The sequence below is a fragment of the Methylotuvimicrobium buryatense 5G genome (assembly GCF_000341735.1).
In the GTDB taxonomy this organism is placed as follows: domain Bacteria; phylum Pseudomonadota; class Gammaproteobacteria; order Methylococcales; family Methylomonadaceae; genus Methylotuvimicrobium; species Methylotuvimicrobium buryatense.
The window spans coordinates 4,250,630-4,271,498 of the sequence record NZ_KB455575.1 but is presented as its reverse complement, the minus strand read 5'-3'; the positions used below and the strand labels follow the sequence as shown (position 1 = coordinate 4,271,498).

General features: G+C 40.4%; 14 protein-coding genes. All 14 read left to right on the top strand.

The genetic code is table 11. The features are described 5' to 3' along the window. The first annotated feature begins 13 nt into the window (after nt 1-13). The 14 genes from rfbC to METBU_RS0119060 all read left to right on the top strand — a co-directional run bounded on the left by rfbC (nt 14) and on the right by METBU_RS0119060 (nt 20,268). A complete protein-coding gene (gene rfbC, locus METBU_RS0119130; protein ID WP_017842145.1) occupies nt 14-559 on the top strand; it encodes a dTDP-4-dehydrorhamnose 3,5-epimerase in 546 nt (181 codons plus the stop codon). Nucleotides 560-899: 340 nt separating this feature from the next. Then, complete coding sequence (locus METBU_RS0119125; protein WP_017842144.1) at nt 900-1,577, top strand: hypothetical protein; 678 nt, start codon at nt 900-902, stop codon at nt 1,575-1,577. 169 nt (nt 1,578-1,746) lie between these two features. After that, nucleotides 1,747-3,399: a sulfotransferase family protein gene (locus METBU_RS0119120; protein ID WP_138767219.1), complete on the top strand. Its 1,653-nt coding sequence runs from the start codon at nt 1,747-1,749 to the stop codon at nt 3,397-3,399. 282 nt (nt 3,400-3,681) lie between these two features. Next, nucleotides 3,682-9,660: an HAD-IA family hydrolase gene (locus METBU_RS0119110; RefSeq protein WP_017842141.1), complete on the top strand. Its 5,979-nt coding sequence runs from the start codon at nt 3,682-3,684 to the stop codon at nt 9,658-9,660. Nucleotides 9,661-9,731: 71 nt separating this feature from the next. Continuing rightward, nucleotides 9,732-10,718, top strand: coding sequence for an IS66 family transposase (locus METBU_RS29065; RefSeq protein WP_026130329.1), 987 nt, complete (start codon nt 9,732-9,734; stop codon nt 10,716-10,718). Beyond that, nucleotides 10,691-11,281, top strand: a complete 591-nt coding sequence (locus METBU_RS29060; protein WP_268869772.1) for an IS66 family transposase — start codon at nt 10,691-10,693, stop codon at nt 11,279-11,281. The genes METBU_RS29065 and METBU_RS29060 overlap by 28 nt, the downstream gene beginning before the upstream one ends. Before the next feature lie 55 nt (nt 11,282-11,336). Beyond that, the gene (locus METBU_RS0119095) at nt 11,337-13,262 is read left to right on the top strand and encodes a hypothetical protein (protein ID WP_017842140.1); all 1,926 of its coding nucleotides are present in this window, start codon (nt 11,337-11,339) and stop codon (nt 13,260-13,262) included. Further along, nucleotides 13,252-14,874: an aldolase catalytic domain-containing protein gene (locus METBU_RS0119090; protein WP_017842139.1), complete on the top strand. Its 1,623-nt coding sequence runs from the start codon at nt 13,252-13,254 to the stop codon at nt 14,872-14,874. The genes METBU_RS0119095 and METBU_RS0119090 overlap by 11 nt, the downstream gene beginning before the upstream one ends. Continuing rightward, complete coding sequence (locus METBU_RS0119085) at nt 14,871-15,632, top strand: HpcH/HpaI aldolase family protein (protein WP_017842138.1); 762 nt, start codon at nt 14,871-14,873, stop codon at nt 15,630-15,632. Before METBU_RS0119090 ends, METBU_RS0119085 begins: the two co-directional genes overlap by 4 nt. Nucleotides 15,633-15,635: 3 nt before the next feature. Further along, nucleotides 15,636-16,289, top strand: coding sequence for an acylneuraminate cytidylyltransferase family protein (locus METBU_RS0119080; protein WP_017842137.1), 654 nt, complete (start codon nt 15,636-15,638; stop codon nt 16,287-16,289). 25 nt (nt 16,290-16,314) lie between these two features. Further along, the gene (locus tag METBU_RS0119075; RefSeq protein ID WP_017842136.1) at nt 16,315-17,187 is read left to right on the top strand and encodes an ELM1/GtrOC1 family putative glycosyltransferase; all 873 of its coding nucleotides are present in this window, start codon (nt 16,315-16,317) and stop codon (nt 17,185-17,187) included. A 20-nt stretch (nt 17,188-17,207) separates the two neighbouring features. Then, the gene (locus METBU_RS0119070; RefSeq protein WP_017842135.1) at nt 17,208-17,861 is read left to right on the top strand and encodes an HAD family hydrolase; all 654 of its coding nucleotides are present in this window, start codon (nt 17,208-17,210) and stop codon (nt 17,859-17,861) included. Nucleotides 17,862-18,066: 205 nt separating this feature from the next. After that, complete coding sequence (locus tag METBU_RS0119065; protein WP_017842134.1) at nt 18,067-18,975, top strand: Rpn family recombination-promoting nuclease/putative transposase; 909 nt, start codon at nt 18,067-18,069, stop codon at nt 18,973-18,975. A gap of 18 nt (nt 18,976-18,993) precedes the next feature. Then, nucleotides 18,994-20,268 carry a glycosyltransferase family 2 protein gene (locus METBU_RS0119060; protein ID WP_083877790.1) on the top strand — a complete coding sequence of 425 codons (1,275 nt, stop codon included), beginning with the start codon at nt 18,994-18,996 and terminating at the stop codon, nt 20,266-20,268. Nucleotides 20,269-20,869: the final 601 nt, after the last annotated feature.

Genomic DNA, 20,869 nt, shown 5'->3' with positions numbered 1-20,869 from the left:
GAGACCGACCAACATGGAGTACCAAGCACTCGCCATTCCCGACGTTGTCCTAATCACGCCCAAAGTATTCGGCGATGAACGGGGTTTTTTCATGGAAACCTTCCGCGAAGATGAATTTATAAAACACTGCGGGCCATACCGTTTTGTTCAAGACAACCACAGTAAATCGAAACAAGGCATCTTGCGCGGTTTGCATTACCAACACCGGCATCCCCAGGGCAAACTGGTCAGAGTAACTCACGGTGAAGTCTATGATGTTGCCGTCGACTTACGCAAAAGCAGCCCCAACTTCGGGCAATGGGTCGGTTTATTGCTTAACGCCGACAACAAACAACTACTTTGGATACCACCAGGCTTCGCACATGGCTTTTACGTTACCAGCCCGGATGCAGAGTTTCAGTACAAATGCACAGAATATTACAGCCCAGGCGACGAATATTCGCTGGCTTGGAACGATGCCGACCTAGCCATCGACTGGCCATTATTACCCGGCAAAACCCCTTTGCTATCCGAAAAAGATACGCAAGGTGATTGCTTTCATTCAGCCGTTAAATTTTAATGACGCCCTTTTTTTCAATAACCGCTTCTCGGCCCAACCGATACATACCTGTCGTACTTAAAATTTCGGCAGCGCCTGAGGAGGCACCGGTTTATGCAGCCCCTCACCTAACGCTAGGCGAGGGGCTGGCATAGAGCCTACAGAGATGTATTCACGGCGTCCTTTGACGGAACACTCCGGCGCCGAATTTTGATCTACGATGAGTATAATTTAGGTGCGGAGCCTATCAAGCGAGCTACCGAGCCCTCAGGTACAATAATGGCACCAGGACGTTTTTCATCGCGAAATCCTAGCGCTAAACGCTCAATTTCTAACAAACCTTCGAAACAAAGTTTTAACCATGTTACAAACACTAAAAAACTGGTTCCGTAAACGCCGCGAATCTACCAAATACCGCAGCTCTGCTCCGACACCGAAAATCGTCGCCAAACAAATGCATCTCCACTGGCACTTTAGCGACGCGACACAAATACCGAGACAGGCAACCTGGAATGCCAACCCAATAACCTCGTACCAACCGGCAGTAAAGCCAATCGAAATCGAAACCGCTTCGACCGTATCGGCGGCATTCGACGAGGCGCTACTGGACCGAGCCAAGACGCAATGGCAGTTCGGTGCCTGGGATAGCCTAGCGGCATTGACGCAAGAAGACATAGAAAGCCATCCGGAACGAGCTAAATTGGCATTGTTAGCGGGAGCTGCGCAGCTGCAATTAGGCAACGACAGCATGGCGCGACAACTGATCTCACAGGCAAGGCAGTGGGGCTGCGAAAAACGGCTCATCAGCCGCATTCTGATTGCCGGCACTTACAACAGCCTAGGCAAAGCAGCCGCAATTACTGGAGACAACGATAAAGCTTTCGATTTTTTTGAACAAGCAATCAGCAGCGCACAACCGAATGGCGAAATAAAGCTGCTTGCGCAAGCAAGAACTCAATCGCAATTCGCACAATTGAATCTACCTGACACCGACGAGATTGCCCTCGGCAAACTAAAAGACCATCACTCATTATTGTGAGTTAAACGTAATTATTCAGGCCCCTGCATATAAAACAAGCTGGAACTTTGCCGCCCTCATTGAAAAAGGGGGGATTGAGGAGGGATTATTTCAATAATCGCCCCTAGCCTATTTTTTCTAAGTGGGAGACAATATTTACTATTTTCCTAGGATGTATATTGTTATTTAAATGAACAACCAGACCAAAACACTTTTGTTAGTCCTAGGAATGCATCGTAGCGGTACGAGTGCAGTAACACGCGGATTAATGGCCTTAGGCGTTGATTTAGGAAATCAACTCATGCCACCGAACTTTGCCAACCCCAAAGGTTATTTTGAGGATGTCGATTTTGTTGATATTAATGACCAATTACTAAAATCAATAAAAGCAAATTATTTCTCGCAATCGTTGATTCATCAGCTTGACCCACTCAGTATTGATGCGGCTATGACAACAGAAGCAGAAAACTTACTGAACAGCAAAATAGCGCCGAATTCTATACTCGCGATTAAAGACCCTCGACTCTGTCGTTTACTCTGGTTCTGGATACCGCTATTCGAAAAAATGGATGTATGCGTTAAAGTAGTAATCACTTCGCGCAACCCGCTCAGTATTGCACAATCGCTATTCGCTCGTGATGGATTAGATACTAAAGAATCATTGTTACTATGGCATCAACACCTCATTGCCGCCGTAAATGCAACGCATCGCTTCCCGCGAGTGTTTGTTGATTATGACTTATTGATGGCTAATCCCAAAATTCAATTACAACGAATAGCCCAGCAATTAGCGTTAACCAGCCCAGCAAATATTGAACAAGGCATCGAAACCTATATCACTGACTTTTTATCGGACAACCTGCGTCACACACAATATAGTGTTACGGAATTTGAACAATCGGACGATGTCACGGCCGATTATAGAGAAACCTATCGTTTACTTAATGCAGCCTGTCGCGATGAGAGCTCAAACAATGACCAAACCTTTACCCGTGCATGGCAAGATTTAAACCAGCGTTTATATAATCTACAGCCTGCGTTGCATGTAATCGATCAATTCAAGCAAAATACGCGTAGCACCTATCCACCTGATACATTAAATGCTCAGATTTTCGTCAAACAAAAAACTACTTCAGGAGAAGAGCTTGATATTAGTGAAGCGACTTCATCACGGACGCATTATTTATTGAATGGTAAGGTGCAGCGCATTCGCGCCTTGATACCTAACACCTATCAACTCTTAACATTACGCCTCGATATCAGCAATGCTCCATGCGTCATCTTATTACACAAGCTAGACATCTATTTAGCCGATGGAAAATTATTGTGGTCATGGCAGCATGATAGTGAAATATTTACAGAAAAAGCCGAAGTCACGGTACTCCCCGATCATGCGAACCAACAAGGCTGTACGGTAATTTGTTGGGGCCATGATCCACGTTTCAAATTAAATCTTGCACAAAACTTACTAGCGCAAGTTATACCGGAAAGCTTTTTAGACATCACCTTAACGCCAATCAATCTGCTGGAATATATGGCGACACAAGGGCCATCACTAGGGTCATTGCTAGAAATCGCCGCATCCAAAATGGATGGGCAACTGAGTAAAGATGTGAGTACTACTGCTTCATTCTATGGGACAAGTTTAGCGCGCATGGCAAACCAGTCTGCCGCACTGGAAGAAATAGCGATATTATTGAACGAGACATTGCAAAACCGAGACAGGAAACTTAAGCAATTGCAACAGCAATTAAGCGAACAAGACAATCGACAGCAGCAACTAGCTCAACAATTGATACGTGCCGAAGCGCAAATAGAATTACTTAAAGACTTGCTGATCTAACGAATAAGGTTAGCAAAAATAATTTGTACCCGACCCCAGTTATTTTTGTGATTCATCACGAATCCAAAAAACAGGGGACGGGCAATATATCCAACAAAACCGCTTGATTTTTTACCAACGCTGGCATCAACACCTTAGGCCAGATGATCAGCGCTATTATCAAAAAGATGGGTTGATCCCAGTTGACATTCAGCGAGATCAAAAAACAACCCAAAAATCAGTACTATTAAAGTACGCGTAACCCAAGAACACAAACTGGAACAAAAAAAGAGCGAAACCACTATGACAGAACCAGGCCTTACAATATTGCAGCAAGCTAATAGAGCGCTTAGAACTAAAGATTATAGTTTAGCAATTGAGCTTTATAAGAAACTCATAAACCAAGAGACTAGCTTGAAATCTATGGTGGAGTTTAACTTGAACATGGCTAAAAGGCTTGCTTCAAATGAGATAATTGTTGCACATGACAAAAGTGAAGAAATAGTTCAAGTTATAACTCCAACTAAATTTCAAAACAAACATACTACCTTTACAGGTGACATCAGTTTTAAACTAAACCCATTTTCAGAAAAAATACATTCAAATTTTAAAGCCATTGAACAAGAATTTATTGATCTTAGCTTATTTGATCCAGATTTTTATTTGCAACAAAATTCGGACGTAAAAAATTCTAAGATGGATCCATTTTGGCATTTTATAAATTTTGGATATGCAGAGCATAGAAATCCAACTCAGAATCTAAAGCTTGAATATTTGGAACGAAAGTACTTCTTGCCTTATTGCTATGGTATAAACGTTATTGAGTACCTTTATAACATAAAGCTAAATGCACATGATATTCGAGGATACCAATTTGACATAGAAAGTCTTGGCTATAAACCAGACAATAGCACATCAGTACTTTTCTTTATCGAAAATGCCGAAAATGAACAAGATAAGATTGAACTTATTGAAACAATACATTCAATATACAGAAATAAAGGATTTCATGTCAGGGTCATTTTTTTATATGCTGGTGAGCTTTTAACATACTTTGAAGAACTATGCGATGTATTAGTTTTAAATGATGAAAATTATTGTATAAACCTATCAAACGCAACACATATTGAATTTATTAAAGCCTTTTGTGGCGGTGATATAAAAACCGTTTTCATTTATAAAAAAAGCCTTGCCTTCCTTAAAGCAATTGAAAGCTTAGGTGACTTTAAAACAGCATTAAAACTTAATAATGCAGCTGATATTAAAGATCTTAAGGAAGATGAGCTGAGTTTCTTTGATTTTATAATCAAACCTCTGTCGCTTAAATTACCTGAAAATAAGATAGCTAACAAGTTAGTTTTAAATCAGATAAAAAGAGTCAGCCCAGCTAACATAAATAAAAACACATTAAGCATATTAGATAATATTTTAGACGCCTATATCCATCAAGATTCTTATGAGACTTATGTTATTAATAACTCATTTAACAATAAAAAGCAGCTTATTGCTGAGAAAATATGCACTATAGATACAGTTATAGATGCAAAAAATAGGCTAGATTTTTTTGAACATAGAATTAAAGATAAGTCTATAATTTCATTTGATATTTTTGATACTTTAATTCAAAGATCATATCTACATCCTTCTGCAATATTTAGTCGAGTTGAGCAAAGATTAAAGACCGAATACAAAAAAGACTTCAATTACAAACAATTCAGGATTGAAGCTGAACTAGCTGCCAGAAAGGACACGGATAAACAAGAGATTACCCTTGAAGATATTTACCAAAAAATATCAGAGCTATTTGATATAGATGCCAATTTGTTAGATGTTTTCAAAAGACTCGAGATAGAAGAAGAATTGGAGGGCGTAAGCCAGAAAATTTTTGGTATACGTTTGCTGGAGCTTGCGAAAAAACAAAACAAAAAAATTGTTTTTCTTAGCGACATGTATCTGTCTAAAAGTAGCGTCAAAAAATTACTAAAAAAGGCCGAAATTGACTTGTCTGGTATAGATATATACATTTCATCAGAAATTCAAAAAACAAAACATCATGGCTCTTTATTTAATCACGTTTTAAAACTATACAATGTGACACCGCAAAAATGGATACACGTTGGCGATAACTTGCATAGTGACGTTACTATGGCAGAGAGAGCCGGTATGGATGCTTATTTAGTACCATCGGCTGTTAGTTTGTTCCACAAAAATAATCACCATCTAATTGACGAGTTTTCAAGTAATGATGCTGAACTAGCTTACGCTAGCGTATTCGGTCAGGTTGCACAAAAACATTACGCTGATTGCGATGCATCGCTGCTTAGGTCGGCTAGGTATTGTGGTGAAACTTATCGCTTAGGCTATGAAGCGCTTGGTCCTGTTTTCCTTGGCTTTTTGCATTCTTTATACAACACAGTTGTCCATCATCAATATGACAAAGTGTTCTTTATATCACGCGATGGCTTTTATCTTAAAGAAGTTTATGATCTTTTAAGGGGTAAATTTCCGAAGCTACCGGAGTCAGCTTATTTTTTTTCTTCGCGTCTTTTATCTTATTCAGCCAGTCTAGTAGATATTGATTCTATTCTGACTGTGGCAAATAAGGATTACTTTCCTACCACGCTGAGACACTTATTAACGTATCGATTTGGCTTTACCCAAGAGAAGCTTGATCAATGTGAAACTATGCTTAGTCAATCAGCTTTCACAACATACGACGATGCCGTTATACAACATAAAAATCATCATCATTATATTGATTTCGTTCGAACCGTATCAGCAAATATAATAGAAATTAATAAGTCCAAGTCTCAATCATTTAAAGCTTATATTGAAAAATCAGGTATGACAAATAAATCTGCAATCGTGGATATAGGTTATGCCGGCTCACTTCAACCTACTCTTAAAAAAATAGCCAATATATCTGTAGAAGGCATTTACTTTATTGTTAATAAAAAAATAAATGAAATTTCAAAATTAGGCTTGAAATATCATACATACATAGCAAGTGATCATCCGATTAATTCAGATTTTTTCAATAACGTACAATTATTTGAGTTGTTTTTTTCAGCAACGCACCCTTCGGTAATTAGTATTCAAAAAGAATTACAGCCGACTTACGATAAAGTATCGTTTGATTCCGAATCAAATTATCATTTGTCTAAGTTACGTCATGGCGCAATAAACTTTATTAACGATTATTTGAGTCAGCACAAAAATCTATTTGTGGCATTAAACCAGTATGATGCGAGTTTAATGATGAAAAATATTTTAGCATTCTTTAATGATCCTGATGAGTTAGACTGTAACAACTTTACAAACATAATATTTGAAGATAATTTTGGTGCAAATAAATACCCGCTAATAACAAACAACAGAAACATTTTAGAGTGGGATGACTTTAAAATTCAACAGCATGGTTATTGGGCTTCTGCATCTCGTAAATTAACCAAACTGAACATAGCGTTAACCCCTAAAGAAGCGAATTCTGATAAGTTTGCAGATCGTATTATTGAAGGGCAAACAATGCCTGCTTATAGACTGTTGGAGTCTAAAAAAACGGACGTGCAGTACACAGCAAAGCATTTTCACTTTGTATTTAAAATTGCACATGAGAGGATAAAGCGAACAATCGACAATTTATTTGAACAAGTCTATCCCTATTGGACTGCTACATTTATTATAAGCAAAGCAATATCCATTCAAGAAATATCAGAAACGCTAGGCTTTGCTTATCAGAGAATTCAGTTTGCGCAAAATATCGAGCCCAAACAATTGGTAAACAGCATAGCAACCGATCATTTTATTTTGGTCGAAGAGGAGCTGACGCTCGAGCCGGACCTGCTCTTCCATGTTGCAAATGAACTCAATAACCAAGCGCATGTATTAATCTATACAGATAATGACTACAAAAGTAAAAAGAAACGCCAGCTTCCTGAATTTAAGCCCGACTTTTCGCCCGAATTACTATTATCGCAGCCTTATTATCTTGGTTCACTAGTGTATGCAAATAGATCACTGATAACAAATGGCAGTTTTGAGTGTGAGTCTTTAATCGATGCATTGGCTTTTACAGCAGCTTACCAGAATAAACCGGTCGGGCACTTGGCCCAAATCTTGTACCATAGTGAGCAGTTACATGCTATACAAATTGATCATAGCGCACTGATAAACGATTACTTGACAAAACTTGAACTACACTTTGATAAAGTTTTTGTCCAGTTAATTCAAAATGAAAGAAAGGTATACTCGATTCAATTTCCTGATGTTGGTCCAGAAATCGCTATCATTATTCCAACTAAAAATAAGTTTGATGTTCTTAAAGTAGCTTTAGATTCAGTTGAACAGACAACATATAAAAATTACAAAGTTTATATCATAAACAACGAAAGCACCGACCTGGATATACTTGAATATTTCAAGACTACAAAACACACCATCTTACCCATTGCATCACCAAATGGTCATTTTAGTTATTCATATATCAATAACGAAGCAGCAAAATTTGTCAAAGAAGACTATGTTTTATTTTTAAATAATGATGTAAAAGTCATTACAGCAGAATGGTTAAGCCAAATGGCAGGCTTGGTTCAAATAAAAGGCATCGGTTCTGTTGGTGCACGTTTATATTACGGCAATGGAAAACTGCAACATGTTGGTATTATTAATCAAGTTTCGGCTTATGGCTTGCCCGCCCCAGCGTTAAAACTGATAGAAGGTGACGATAATGGCTATTTAAATTATGCCAAATCCATTAAAAATTTTTCTGCAATGACCGCAGCTTGCATGCTAACTCCCAAAAAACTATTTTTAGATATGGGTGGGTTTGACGATATTGATTTTTCAGTAGCTTATAATGACTGTGATTACGGTTTTCGTTTAACTCAAGCGGGCTATCGAAACGTCGTCGCACCCAATGCAGAGTTATTTCACTATGAAGGCGTGACAAGAGGCATCGGCGTTGGCAACGATAAACCATCGGAAGAGGCCGCATTTATCCGCAAATATAAAAGCTGGCGCGATCCATTTTATAACCCAAACCTAACTGATGAAGGGATGGATTTTTCGGTTAGTTCACGAGCGCTTCAGGTCTTGCCAAATCAAAAGTTCAGATGTTTATTTGTAACGCATAATCTCAAGTATGAAGGCGCGCCTTTAATTATGTATGAAATAGCAAAAGGATTAAAAAAACAAGGTAACATAGAGCCGATTGTATTATCACCTTCTGATGGCAATTTAAGAGAAGCCTATGAAACCGAAGGTATTGAGGTTGAGGTATTAGATACCAATATTATGACTCTTTTCTCGGCAAAGAATGAACGAAGCTATCAAGAAGCCTTAACGACTGTGAATCGCCATATTGGCCGATTGAATGTGAATGTAGTAATCGCAAATACCATTTTATGTCATTGGGCAATTGAGTCCGCCTATGCACTCGGTTTGCCATCCAATTGGGTGATACACGAAAGCGAACCGCCATTTGAACATTTACGTGAACACAGTAAGTTAGTTGAATCGCATGGAAAAAAAGCCATCAATTATCCTTATCGTGTCATTTTTGTAGCCAATGCTACTAAGGCATTGTTCCAACCTTACAATCGAAGAAATAATTTTATGACTATCTATAATGGCTTTGACTCTGAACGGATGAAAGTGAATATGACAAAAGATGCACGGGAGGCTGCTAGAAGCGAATTAAATATCGAAGATAAATTTGTATTCATTTGTCCTGGTATTGTGTCAAAACGTAAAGCACAGATTGATGCATTAAAAGCTTATGAAAAATTACCTGACGATATAAAAAAGAAAACGGTTATTTTAATTGTCGGAGATCGTGAGTCTCATTACAGTAAACAATTACATAAGTACCATCAAAGTATGCCAAAAGCCTATCTAAATAATATTAAGGTTATTAAAGAGACCAAAGATATCGGAAAATACTATAATGCTTCCGATGCGTTTTTGTTTACAAGCCATTTAGAAAGCTTTCCAAAAGTTATTCAAGAAGCTATGTATTTAGGATTGCCTATCGTATCAACGAATACATATGGTATAGCTGAGCAAGTACATCATAATAGTAGTGCTTTGCTTTTTGATGTAGGGAACTTAACTAGCCTAGCAAACAATATCGTACAAATTGTTAACAACACGGCTCTTAGAGAAAAACTAAAGGAAAACGCTTATGCTGCATTGGATAAGCTGCCTTCATATGAAGAAATGATTCATAGTTACACATGCATATTACAAAACAGTTTTACGTTATCGTGTAGCCCCCATCACTAAAAAAGTAGCAACTCACGTTAAAACATGAAAAGCTATAGGACATGACGTTGAGCGACCGAGACCTTAGCCAAATGGACACGGACTATCTGGATGATTTGCCGGAGGGTGAGTTGCGTCCATTGAGTAAGCAACTGTTGGCGGATCTCAAAGAAGCCCGAGAACGACTCAAACAATCCCCGGATACGAGTTCGCGTCCGCCGTCATCCCGGGAGCCTTGGCAATCGAATCAATCCAGCGCCGAACCGTCTGAAGAAGCGCCGGCAACGGGCGACTTGTCGGCACTGGATTCGTCTGAGTCTCCGTCAGATGACTTACCTAGCCAGGACTCGGCAACACCTCCGGCGGCGACCGGTGATAGCGGAAAGCCTAAAAAAGCCGGGCGCCAAGTCGGTAGCCCAGGCTATAGCCGCAACCTGACCTTACCGGTGACCCGGGCGATCGAGCATCGCCCGGATGGCTGCGCCGCGTGTGGGCAATCGTTTGCCGACAACACCGACTATCGCCCCTGGAACGCTCGGTTCGAACTGGAGCTTGAAGTCGGCAACGCCGAATCGCCGAAATTACAAATCGAACATAGCCGACATGACTACTTCTCGGCGACCTGTCCCTGCGGTCATCAAACCCTTGCCGAGCCCGGGCGAGGCGCCGACGAAGACGGCTGGAGCGTAGCCCTGAGCGAATGGCATCTGTGCGGCCCCCGGCTGGTCAGTTTTCTGGTCTATCTCTCATTGTCCCTACGGGCATCGCGCCGCAGAATCCAAGCCTATTTGCGCGATTGGCTGGGAATCTACCTCAGCACCAGCACCATCAATCAATGCATTCATGAAGCGGGACGTGCCGTTGCGCCGGTCGTCGACGAGCAGTTGATCGCGGAACTCAAGGCCGCCGGCCTCTTACATATCGATGAAACACCCTGGAAAGAAGCCGGGCAGTTATTTTGGCTCTGGGTCTTTGTCAGCGCACAGACGGTGATTTATCAAGTGGGCAAACGCCATCGTCTCGTCGTGAACCAGCTCTTAGGGGAAGCGTTTTGCGGCTTACTGATGACCGACGGCTAAGCGTCTATCGCATCTTTCCTAGGCGCTTGCGCTGTTGGGCGCACTTGGTGCGCAAGGCCCGAGCACTGTATCAGTGCNTGGATAGCGAAGGACAAGCTTTCGGCGAAGCCTTGTTATTGGCCATGATCCTGTTGATGCGCAACATCCACCGACTCCGCGAATCGCCGCCGGATGCCGAATCCTTATGGGCGCAGAATCAACAGTTGCTGACCTTGCTGCGCTCGCTCTGCGAGACGCACCGAGACATCGCGCATGTTGACAGCCGACAATTAGCCGGCGAATTTCTCAACGATTGGGAGGCCATCGTGCGCGTGGTCGAAACGCCGGCGCATCCATTGACCAACAACGTCGCGGAACGCAGTTTGCGGCACTGGGTATTGCTGCGCAAAATCACCTTCGGTTCGCGGACGGCACAAGGCAGCCGCGTGGTCGCCTTGCTGGCGAGCGTGATTGATACCGCGCGTTTGAGAGACCTGAATCCTTGGGAGTTTATTGCTCAAACACTGGCCGAACGCCGTAAAAACCTACCCGTCCCTCGTTTGCCTATTCTGGTTTTGGCGTGATAGGAACAGGGAGGGGGCTAAACGATTACAGTTTTACTGTGTAGATGGGATAATTATGTTTTTTATAGAAAAAATTAAAGATGCAGGTCTTGACTACTGGATCGATCAGCCAAATGAGGTCTTATCACAAATAAATGAAATAAAAGGGTGGATTGCAATAAAGCATAACCAACGAGCATTCTTGATCATGAAATCTAATGACTCAGATTATATATTGCCATTAAATATCGTGAGAAATGATGTAGTAGCATTTCTGAAAAATAAGGAAATTGAAACTCATCAGCTTTGTGGTTTTGAATACAAAATTAACTCAGTAGATGAAATTCAACTTTGTATTGAGAATGAAATTGGTGAAAAAACTGTTCTGGCTAGGCTTTATAAGTCCGCAAAAAGTTTTTCTAAAACACAAAAATCTTTTGAGAAAGATACTTATCCATTTTTTTCAGTGAAAAATCTTTCAGTGTTTACACAAACCAAAAGCCTTTCAGAGCTATTGCTAACGCATGATTATGATAAATCATTAGAAAAAATAAAATCGCTTGTTGAGTCAAATGAAATTTTGAAACTACAACATCCTATTTATTGTGATATTGAAACCTATGCGGTTGTAAGTGAAAGGTACTCAGTATGTAATTTCATACTCTATAAAAGTACATGTGGAAAATATGATTGGATTTTAGTTCAGGTTGAAAATTTTGTAGATGCAATGCTGTTTCCTGATCTTGCATTTTTTGTTTTCTCAGAAACGGTTATTGATCAAGTTCTGAACTCCTTCCAAAAGGTGTATTGCAATGATTTTTTATCCAAATTTAATTATAAATCTAATAGTTTAACTAGTCGATTTTTTCTTGGCCACCCGAGACCTTTTCATTTTATTTATGATCAATATTTTAACTTCTGGAAGTGTTCAGATAAGACGAAAAAAAATTGTAAGTTTTATGCGGATTCCTTTTTTCTACCAAGTGATAACAAGTCTTCTTCAAAAGACTATGAGGAGAGCCATATTTATTACGCCTTAAATAATGTCGGTCTCAATTTTAAGATTAGACATAATGGTATCATGCCAGAAAAGCACCTTGCAGATTTTGAGAATTATTTATTCGACTCCGCTCGTGATAGTACAATTTCCATGAAATCTACCGAAAAAACACTAAAGATTTGGATTGGAATAACAGGTCAAAAAAGAGCTTGGAAAGAGCAGATTGAAGGCTATGTTAAAATCCTGAATAATCTTTCGCAATACTTTGAAACGGTTGAAGTTCTCATAGATGGCTGGACAGCTGTTAATAAAGCACTTGCCAATGATACAGATGATTTACTTGTAGTACATACTATTAGTAGTCGGTTAAAAAATAACATTTCAACAATCAATTTAGTTGGGTTTGATTACGAAGAAAAAATTCAACATGCACATGGTTGTGACGTTTTTATCGCTAATGCGGGCTCTGGTGCAATAGTACCTTTGCGTATTGCAAAACTCGATGGCGCCCTTCATTCAAATCCAGCGCTTGTAACTTTTCCTTACAGACCATCAGATACAACCTATTCAAAAGTCAAAACTTTTTTGAATAATGGCGAAGATGGTTTGGGCATGAATGCAGACTATAGTGTTGACTGGAAAGAAATTTATAACCATATAGCAGCGGTACTCAGTGAGAAAAAAAATAAGTCTATCCCTATGATTGATCTAGATTTAAATGACATGCTTGAAAATGTAGTTAGCTGCACAAGTAATCCTAATGAAAAAAACATTGAAACTTTAGAAAAAATAAGACAATTATATGATGCAAGCCTATATTTTGACTGTTATCTTGCTTGTTTGTATTTTCTAAAAAATAATCCTGGGAATAAGGAAGCTAGTTGTTATTTATTTAACTCAAGGGTGCGTACTGAGCCGGCTTATTCAAGCTACATAACTAAATGTTTACAAACTGGATTTTTTTCAAAATCGATAAAAGGGCTGCTATTTAATGAATTATAAAGCTTGCAAGGTACTTGACTGCACCCTCCGCGATGGTGGCTACTACAACGACTGGGATTTTGAGCCCGAACTCGTACAAGACTATTTGCTAGCGATGGATGCGCTACAAATCGATTTTGTTGAGATCGGTTTTCGCAGTGTAAACAATAATGGCTTTAAAGGCGCTTGTGCCTATAGCACTGATGCCTTTTTAAAACGTCTCTCTATTCCACCGGGCTTAGCGAATAAAATCGGCGTGATGATTAACGGTTCTGAAATCGCTGACCCGAGTACCCAAACCGCTTGCTTAGAACAATTGTTTAGCCCTCAAGCCGATTCTCCTGTTACGTTGGTGCGCATTGCCTGCCATGTGCATGAGTTTATCGCCTGTTTACCGGCCGCGACTTGGTTAAAGCAACAAGGCTATTTAGTCGGCTTTAACCTGATGCAAGTGGCGGATCGTACCCCAGCGGACATTACCCAACTCGCTCAAGCAGCTAGCGATTACCCAATTGATGCCTTGTATTTCGCCGATTCGATGGGTAGTTTAAATCCGCAACAGGTCAGCGACATTATTTATGCCTTTCAAAAAGGTTGGCAGGGTGCACTCGGCATTCATACCCATGACAATATGGGGCAAGCGATTGCCAATAGCCTGCAAGCGGTGAAAGCCGGTGTCACCTGGGTCGATAGTACTGTCACCGGTATGGGTCGCGGGCCAGGAAATGCGCAAACCGAATACCTGATTCTTGCGCTAGCCGACTATCGTCAACAGCAAGGCAACCCCACCAAACTGTTTGAACTGATCCGCAAACACTTTAAACCCATGCAAAACCGCTATGGCTGGGGCACCAATCCGTTTTACTACCTGGCTGGGCAATACGGCATTCACCCAAGCTATATTCAAGAAATGTTGCAAGACAGTCGTTACAGCGAAGAAGATATTCTCGCTGTAATCGATCACCTAAAAATCGAAGGCGGTAAAAAATTCAGCCTCGACACCCTAGAAGGCGCCCGCCATTTTTATGCCGGCGAACCGCGTGGCACTTGGCAACCCAGCAATTTGCTCAAAGATAAAACTGTCTTAATTCTTGGAACTGGCCCGGGTGTGAAAAAATACCAAGCCGCGATTGAGAGTTTTATAGAACAAACCCAACCCTATGTGATTGCGCTTAATACCCAATCCAATATTCGTCAAGATCTGATTGATGCCCGTGCTGCTTGTCACCCAGTGCGTTTACTTGCGGATTGCCATGAACACTTAAAACTGCCCCAGCCGTTAATCACACCGGCCTCCATGTTGCCAGCGGATGTGAAAAACGAATTGACGAATAAAGAACTCTTGGATTTTGGGATAGCCATTACCAGCAAAGGTTTTAATTTCCATTCAACCTACTGCGAACTTCCCACCTCACTGGTTATCGCTTATGCACTAGCGATTGCGAGCAGTGGGCAAGCTAAGCAAATAACCTTAGCAGGATTTGATGGTTATCCAAATGGTGACCCGCGCAATCAAGAAATGATTGAGTTGTTTAAAAAATATCAACAATCTCTGAATGCAGTAAAACTCTATTCCATAACGCCAACAAATTATCAACTCCCCACCAAATCAATTTTTGGAGCGATCAATTGAGCACAAATTTACTACAAGACTTTAAAAAAAAAATAAGTCACCAGGCCTGCTTGGGTATTTTTAGTAAAACCACGGATAGCAATCTAGTTGAAGCGGCAGGTTATAGCGGCTTAGATTTTATTATCCTTGACCAAGAACACGGTACGGTAACCTTAGAAACCCTTAATAATCATGTTAGAGCAGCCAAAATCTCAAATTTATTTCCGATTATTCGCGTTAAAGGCGTCGATGCACACGCGATTGGCGCGGCATTAGATACTGGAGCGTTGGGCGTTCAAATTCCTAATATTGCGACCGCAGAACAAGCTAAAGCGGCTGTTCAAGCCGCACGCTTTTATCCAAAAGGCATGCGTGGTGTATGTCGTTTTGTAAATGCCGCACAATTTGGTACTCAGCCTAAAGACCAATATTTTGATCAAGCTAATCAATCCGTAGTGATACTCCAAGTTGAAGGCGTAGAAGGCATTCAAAACCTTGATGCCATTCTTGAAGTACCAGGCTTTGATATCCTATTTATCGGGCCTTATGACCTATCGCAATCGATAGGCAAGCCGGGGCAAGTGGATTCACCTGAGGTTTTAAGCCTGATGCAGCAGATAGCGGCTAAAGCCAAGGCTAAGGGGATTTTATTGGGTGCATTTTCTGACACAATCGTGCGCAATCAGTCGCTTAAAAATGAAGGCTTTAACTACATTGCTCATTCAGTTGATCTGAATATTTTTTCTATTGCATTATCTCAAATTATTAAAAAGGATTAAAAAATGTATACAGCAATAATTCCTGTTAGAAAAGGTAGCCGACGTTTGCCTGGAAAAAATACAGCACCTTTCGCTGATTCAAACCTATTAATATATAAAATTCAACAGTTAAAAAAAGTACCTCAAATTACAAAAATAGTGGTGACGTCTGATTGTCATGATATGTTGGTAATGGGTAAGGCCCAAGGTGTTGATATACATAAACGTTCGATTGAATACTGTGACGAAAAAACCAAATCATTTGGTGAAGTAGTTGCACATGTTGCTGAAAGTGTAGAAGGCGAAAATATTATCTGGGCAACTTGTACTTCACCACTTGTCGAACCAAAACATTATGAGGACGCAATTGCAAGGTATGAAATTGAAATAAAGAATGGATATGACTCTTTGATGTCAGTTGAAGAGTTTAGAAGATATATATGGACTAAAACTGGTCCACTAAACTATGAACTAGGTATAAAACATGTACCGTCTCAAGAATTAGAACCTCTATATAGAGTTACAGATGGAATTCTGATATCTCCTCGTTTAAAGATGATTGAGTGGCAATATTTTCATGGTATAAATCCTTATATGTATGTAATGGATAAAAAATCGTCAGTTGATATTGATGATGTTTTTGATCTTGCGTGTGCAAAAGCTTGGTTAGATATTTGAATTTTTTCAATTTGTGTATTTAACTATGACAAAAAAAATTCTTATTGTAAGTGATGGTAAATTAGGACACGTCAATCAAATGCTCGGAATTGCATCGTGTTTGAAAAAGAAATACGGTATTGATTATGAAATTCAAACAATTAAAAATATGTATAGCACTATGCGGTCATTATATAAGAAAAATTCTTATTTTTGTATAATCGGTGCAGGGCATGCTACACATTTTATATTGATCATGTCGCGTTTATTTTTCAATCAAAAGATTGTATGTCTTATGAAACCAACCCTTCCATGTTTTTTATTTAACATGGTTATTGCACCTGCACATGATTCAATTGCTAGTAGTGATAATGTTATATTAACTAAAGGAGTTCCAAATAAAATAGTTTTTAAAGAAAAAAAATCATGTACTGGACTCTTACTTATAGGTGGTCCATCTAAAAGCAATGATTGGCCTGAAGATCTCATATTTAAACAAATTGATAATGTTATGCGTGATAAGACCGTGTCATGGAAGATACTTGATTCACCGAGAACACCTTTATCTACAAAAAAATACTTTCAAGAAAATTATAAATCAAACTACCATTCTGTAGATATTGTTTCATCAGATACCTTGCCAGATTTGCTTTCTGTTGCTGTAAAATGTTGGGTAACAGAAGATAGTGCATCAATGGTATATGAATCGCTTACAGCAGGTTGCAAAACTGGAATTTTATCGGTCAATGCATCAAAAAAAAATAAAGTAATAAGGGGAGTGGATGCTTTACATTCAGCAGGTATTGTAACACGGTACCCTGATTTAGGTTTTTCTAAATTAAAATTTGAACTTTTTGTTTTAAATGAAGCCGATCGCTGTGCTGATATTATTGCGAATAAATTTGTTTTTGGATTTTAAATCATTATTGGATATTTTTCTTGAATAAAATATATTATTACCAATGTTTAATTTTTGATTGCGATGGCGTAGTGCTGAACTCAAACAAAATCAAAACCCAAGCGTTTTACGAAGCCACTAAACATTTTGGTCACGAACCAGCAATGATCTTGGTTGATTACCATGTCGCCAACGGCGGCATTTCACGTTATGCCAAGTTTGAATACTTTATCACCCAAATCTTACAACAGCCGTTTGATGAAGCACTTAATAATGACTTGCTTGACCGCTTTGCGACAGCCGTTAAACAAGGCTTGATGAACTGCGAAATCGCCGAGGGGCTTGATCAACTCAAAGCACAAGTCCCCAACGCCAATTGGCTGATTGTTTCCGGTGGCGATCAACAAGAACTACGCGAAGTGTTTGCTGCACGCGATCTAGCCCAATACTTTGACGGCGGCATCTTCGGTAGTCCCGACACCAAAGACACCATACTCGCCAGAGAAATCGAAAACGGCAACATTATCCGACCTGCTTTATTTTTAGGTGACAGCAAATACGATTATCAAGCCGCTAAAACCGCTAAACTGGACTTCATTTTCCTAACCGAATGGACAGAAGTTAAAGACCATCAGGCTTGGTGTGCGGATCAGGGAATTATAGAAAAACAAAATCTTTCTTTTTTGTATGAGTGATATGGTGGCTTTGTCAATTTGAAAAACTCGTAACATGGACAACCAATGATTGCGTAGAGGGATAACTGGGGTCAGATACAAATTATTTAGGCAACAAAGCCCCCCCCTTAGTTTTTTGGACAAGGGAAAAATCATCTACGAATAAAAGACACAAGTTGAATCATGCTAAACTTGACCTCATGTTGTATTGTCTTTGTCCTAACTCATGAAAGAAAAGTACATCAATCTATTCACCGATTTTGGCTTTAAAAAAGCCTTTGGCGAAGAGGCAAGTAAAGAACATCTGATCAGCTTTCTGAACACCTTGTTGCCGGAACACCACCAAATTCACGAATTACAATTCTGTAATAACGAATATCAAGGCGCGACGGCGCTGGACCGCAAAGCCATCTTTGACCTGAATTGCGTCAGCGCGACCGGTGAATATTTTATTGTCGAGCTGCAAAAAGCCAAACAGAACTTCTTCAAAGACCGCAGCGTCTTTTATGCCACCTTCCCGATTCAACAGCAAGCCCATCGTGGCGACTGGGATTTTAGACTATCGGCTGTCTACACCATCGGCATCCTGGACTTTGTGTTTGATGATGAGGACAATGCCCAGCGCGATGAAGTCATCCATCGGGTGCAATTGAAAAACCAGCATCATCAGGTGTTTTACGACAAGCTGACCTTTATCTACTTGACCTTGCCCAACTTCAGGAAAACGGAAGACCAACTCGACACCCTGCAAGACAAATGGTTCTTTTTGTTCCGCCATTTGCATGAACTGGATGAAATCCCGCCGCGTTTGCGTGAAAAAGTCTTTTTGAGTTTGTTTGAAAAAGCCAGCATTGCACGCTTTCAACCCGAAGAGCGACAGGCGTATGAGTCCAGCCTGAAATATTATCGCGATTTAAAAAATGTGATTGATACCGCACGAGAAGAGGGGAGAGAAGAAGGTGAGCACATCGGCTACCAAAGAGCCCGAGCTGAAACTGTCCTGAAAATGCTAAATCATGGGATACCGGAAGCGGAGGTAGCAAAATTGATGGACTTAACGTTACAGGATGTTCAAACAATTAAAAAGAGCACTGTCCTTTCTAACTGTACCGGCAATGACGCGGATCGTCGTTGAACCTACCAAGGATCACTTTTGATTAGCTTTATTGTCCCGCTTCATAATCACCTTCAACAAACGCAAGAGATGCTTTCCAGCCTGCTGACTTCATTGCCCGTGGGTTTGGATTTTGAAGTAATTTTGGTAGATGATGCTTCCAAAGATGCAACGCCTAAATGGCTCAGTCGTTTGCGCCATCCCCGTATGCGAACGCTGATTAATTCACAAAATCTAGGTTACGCGGCAACGAACAATCGGGCTGTTGATGTAGCTTGCGGTGAAATCTTGTGTTTGTTAAATAATGATTTGATTTTTTCGCCCGGCTGGCTTGAACCGATGTTGCATTTGTTGCTGGATAGTGAAGTGAATATCGGGCTAGTGGGCAATGTTCAACGCCGAGTGGCGGATGGCGAGATTGATCATGCGGGGATAAAAATCAATCTCAAAGCGCAGTTTGAGCATATTCAGAGCACACCGACCGATACTTATTATGCTTTTTTGCCTTGGGTAACAGGGGCGTGCATGCTGTTGCGGCGTGACTTTTTTTTGTCTTTGGGCGGATTTGACACCCGCTATAATAATGGTTGCGAAGACATTGACTTGTGTTTTAAGGTGCGCGAGGCCGGGAAAGCAGTTGTTATAGCTTACGAGAGCGTTATTCGGCATCATGTGAGTTTGAGCAGGGGCGTCAATTCTCTACAGAATGAGCGTAATAGTTGTTTACTGTTTGCACGTTGGCGGGATGAAATCAAAAAGCTTTTAACACAAGCTTGGTTGACACAATTAACGACGGATGCAGCCGAACAGCCATGGCTGGATGGGGTTTTGGCTGAGAATTTTATCCGTACGCCGCATGCAGCAAGCTTGATGCTGGCGGAAAACCGACTGACTATACAGGATCAGCGCTGGGCTTTTTTGTTGAGACAAAAGACGGTTCATGAGGATTTGGAGAAGCGATTCGCTGTTTCGGGAGTGAGTCATGAGACTAACGGTGAATCTCGACTAACGGAACGCAAAGTTTGTTTGAGCTTTCGCAATTGCAAGGCAATGGGGAATTTCAATCTCTGCGGTCGTGTTTTGTCCACATTGCCGATGGAGACTTTAGACGTTGTAATTGATTGCAATGGGCTTCATTCAAAGCACTTTAAGGTAAAACGAGGCGTCTCTTTTAATCTAGGTATGGATCAACCGTTGGTCTTATCGTGTGAGAGCAACGTTTTTCAAGTCACATTTGATTTGCGCAAAGCCGATACCGCTTCATCGGTGTTACTCGATTATGTGGTGATAGACGGCTACAGGTTACAGCTATAGCCTTAACAACAAGGGCCAGATACACATTATTTAGGCAATAAAAGGACACCCACTTAACTAATCGCTCGCTTACTTTTTAATACACTGATTAATAACACTATTATAATTTGTTGCTTTTGGGCAAAATAACCAATTTAGCAACAATCAGCTTATTGCATATTAAAATTTTTGTAACTACTCAGCGTAATTTTTTCAAAAAATAAAAAATAATACTTGATACGTTTTGTCGCGAAAAACCGTAATTTTTCGCGATACATCGAAAGGCTTTAGACTTGCCATTTATAGCCTCTCTCGCATTCAAGAAAAGCCGGATAGCATTACAAGTACCCCCGACTGCTTATCCATGCCTTTTGTGGCACTTAGGTCACCCTCGAAGGCAAAATTCGAGTTTTGAAACTGGCCTTATAATATCGTCATTCCAAACGATTTACGGTATTTATTTTGACAGTCAATGACATTGACGTGGAGGCCACGATCAAAACTGCTCAGCAATTGCTTGCCGAGGAAGCGCAATTGTCAACGGCTTAACGTACGATACTGGGTGTACTAATTATGCTGGTGCAGATCATGGTGGGCCGTTTGAACTTGAACAGCTGTAATA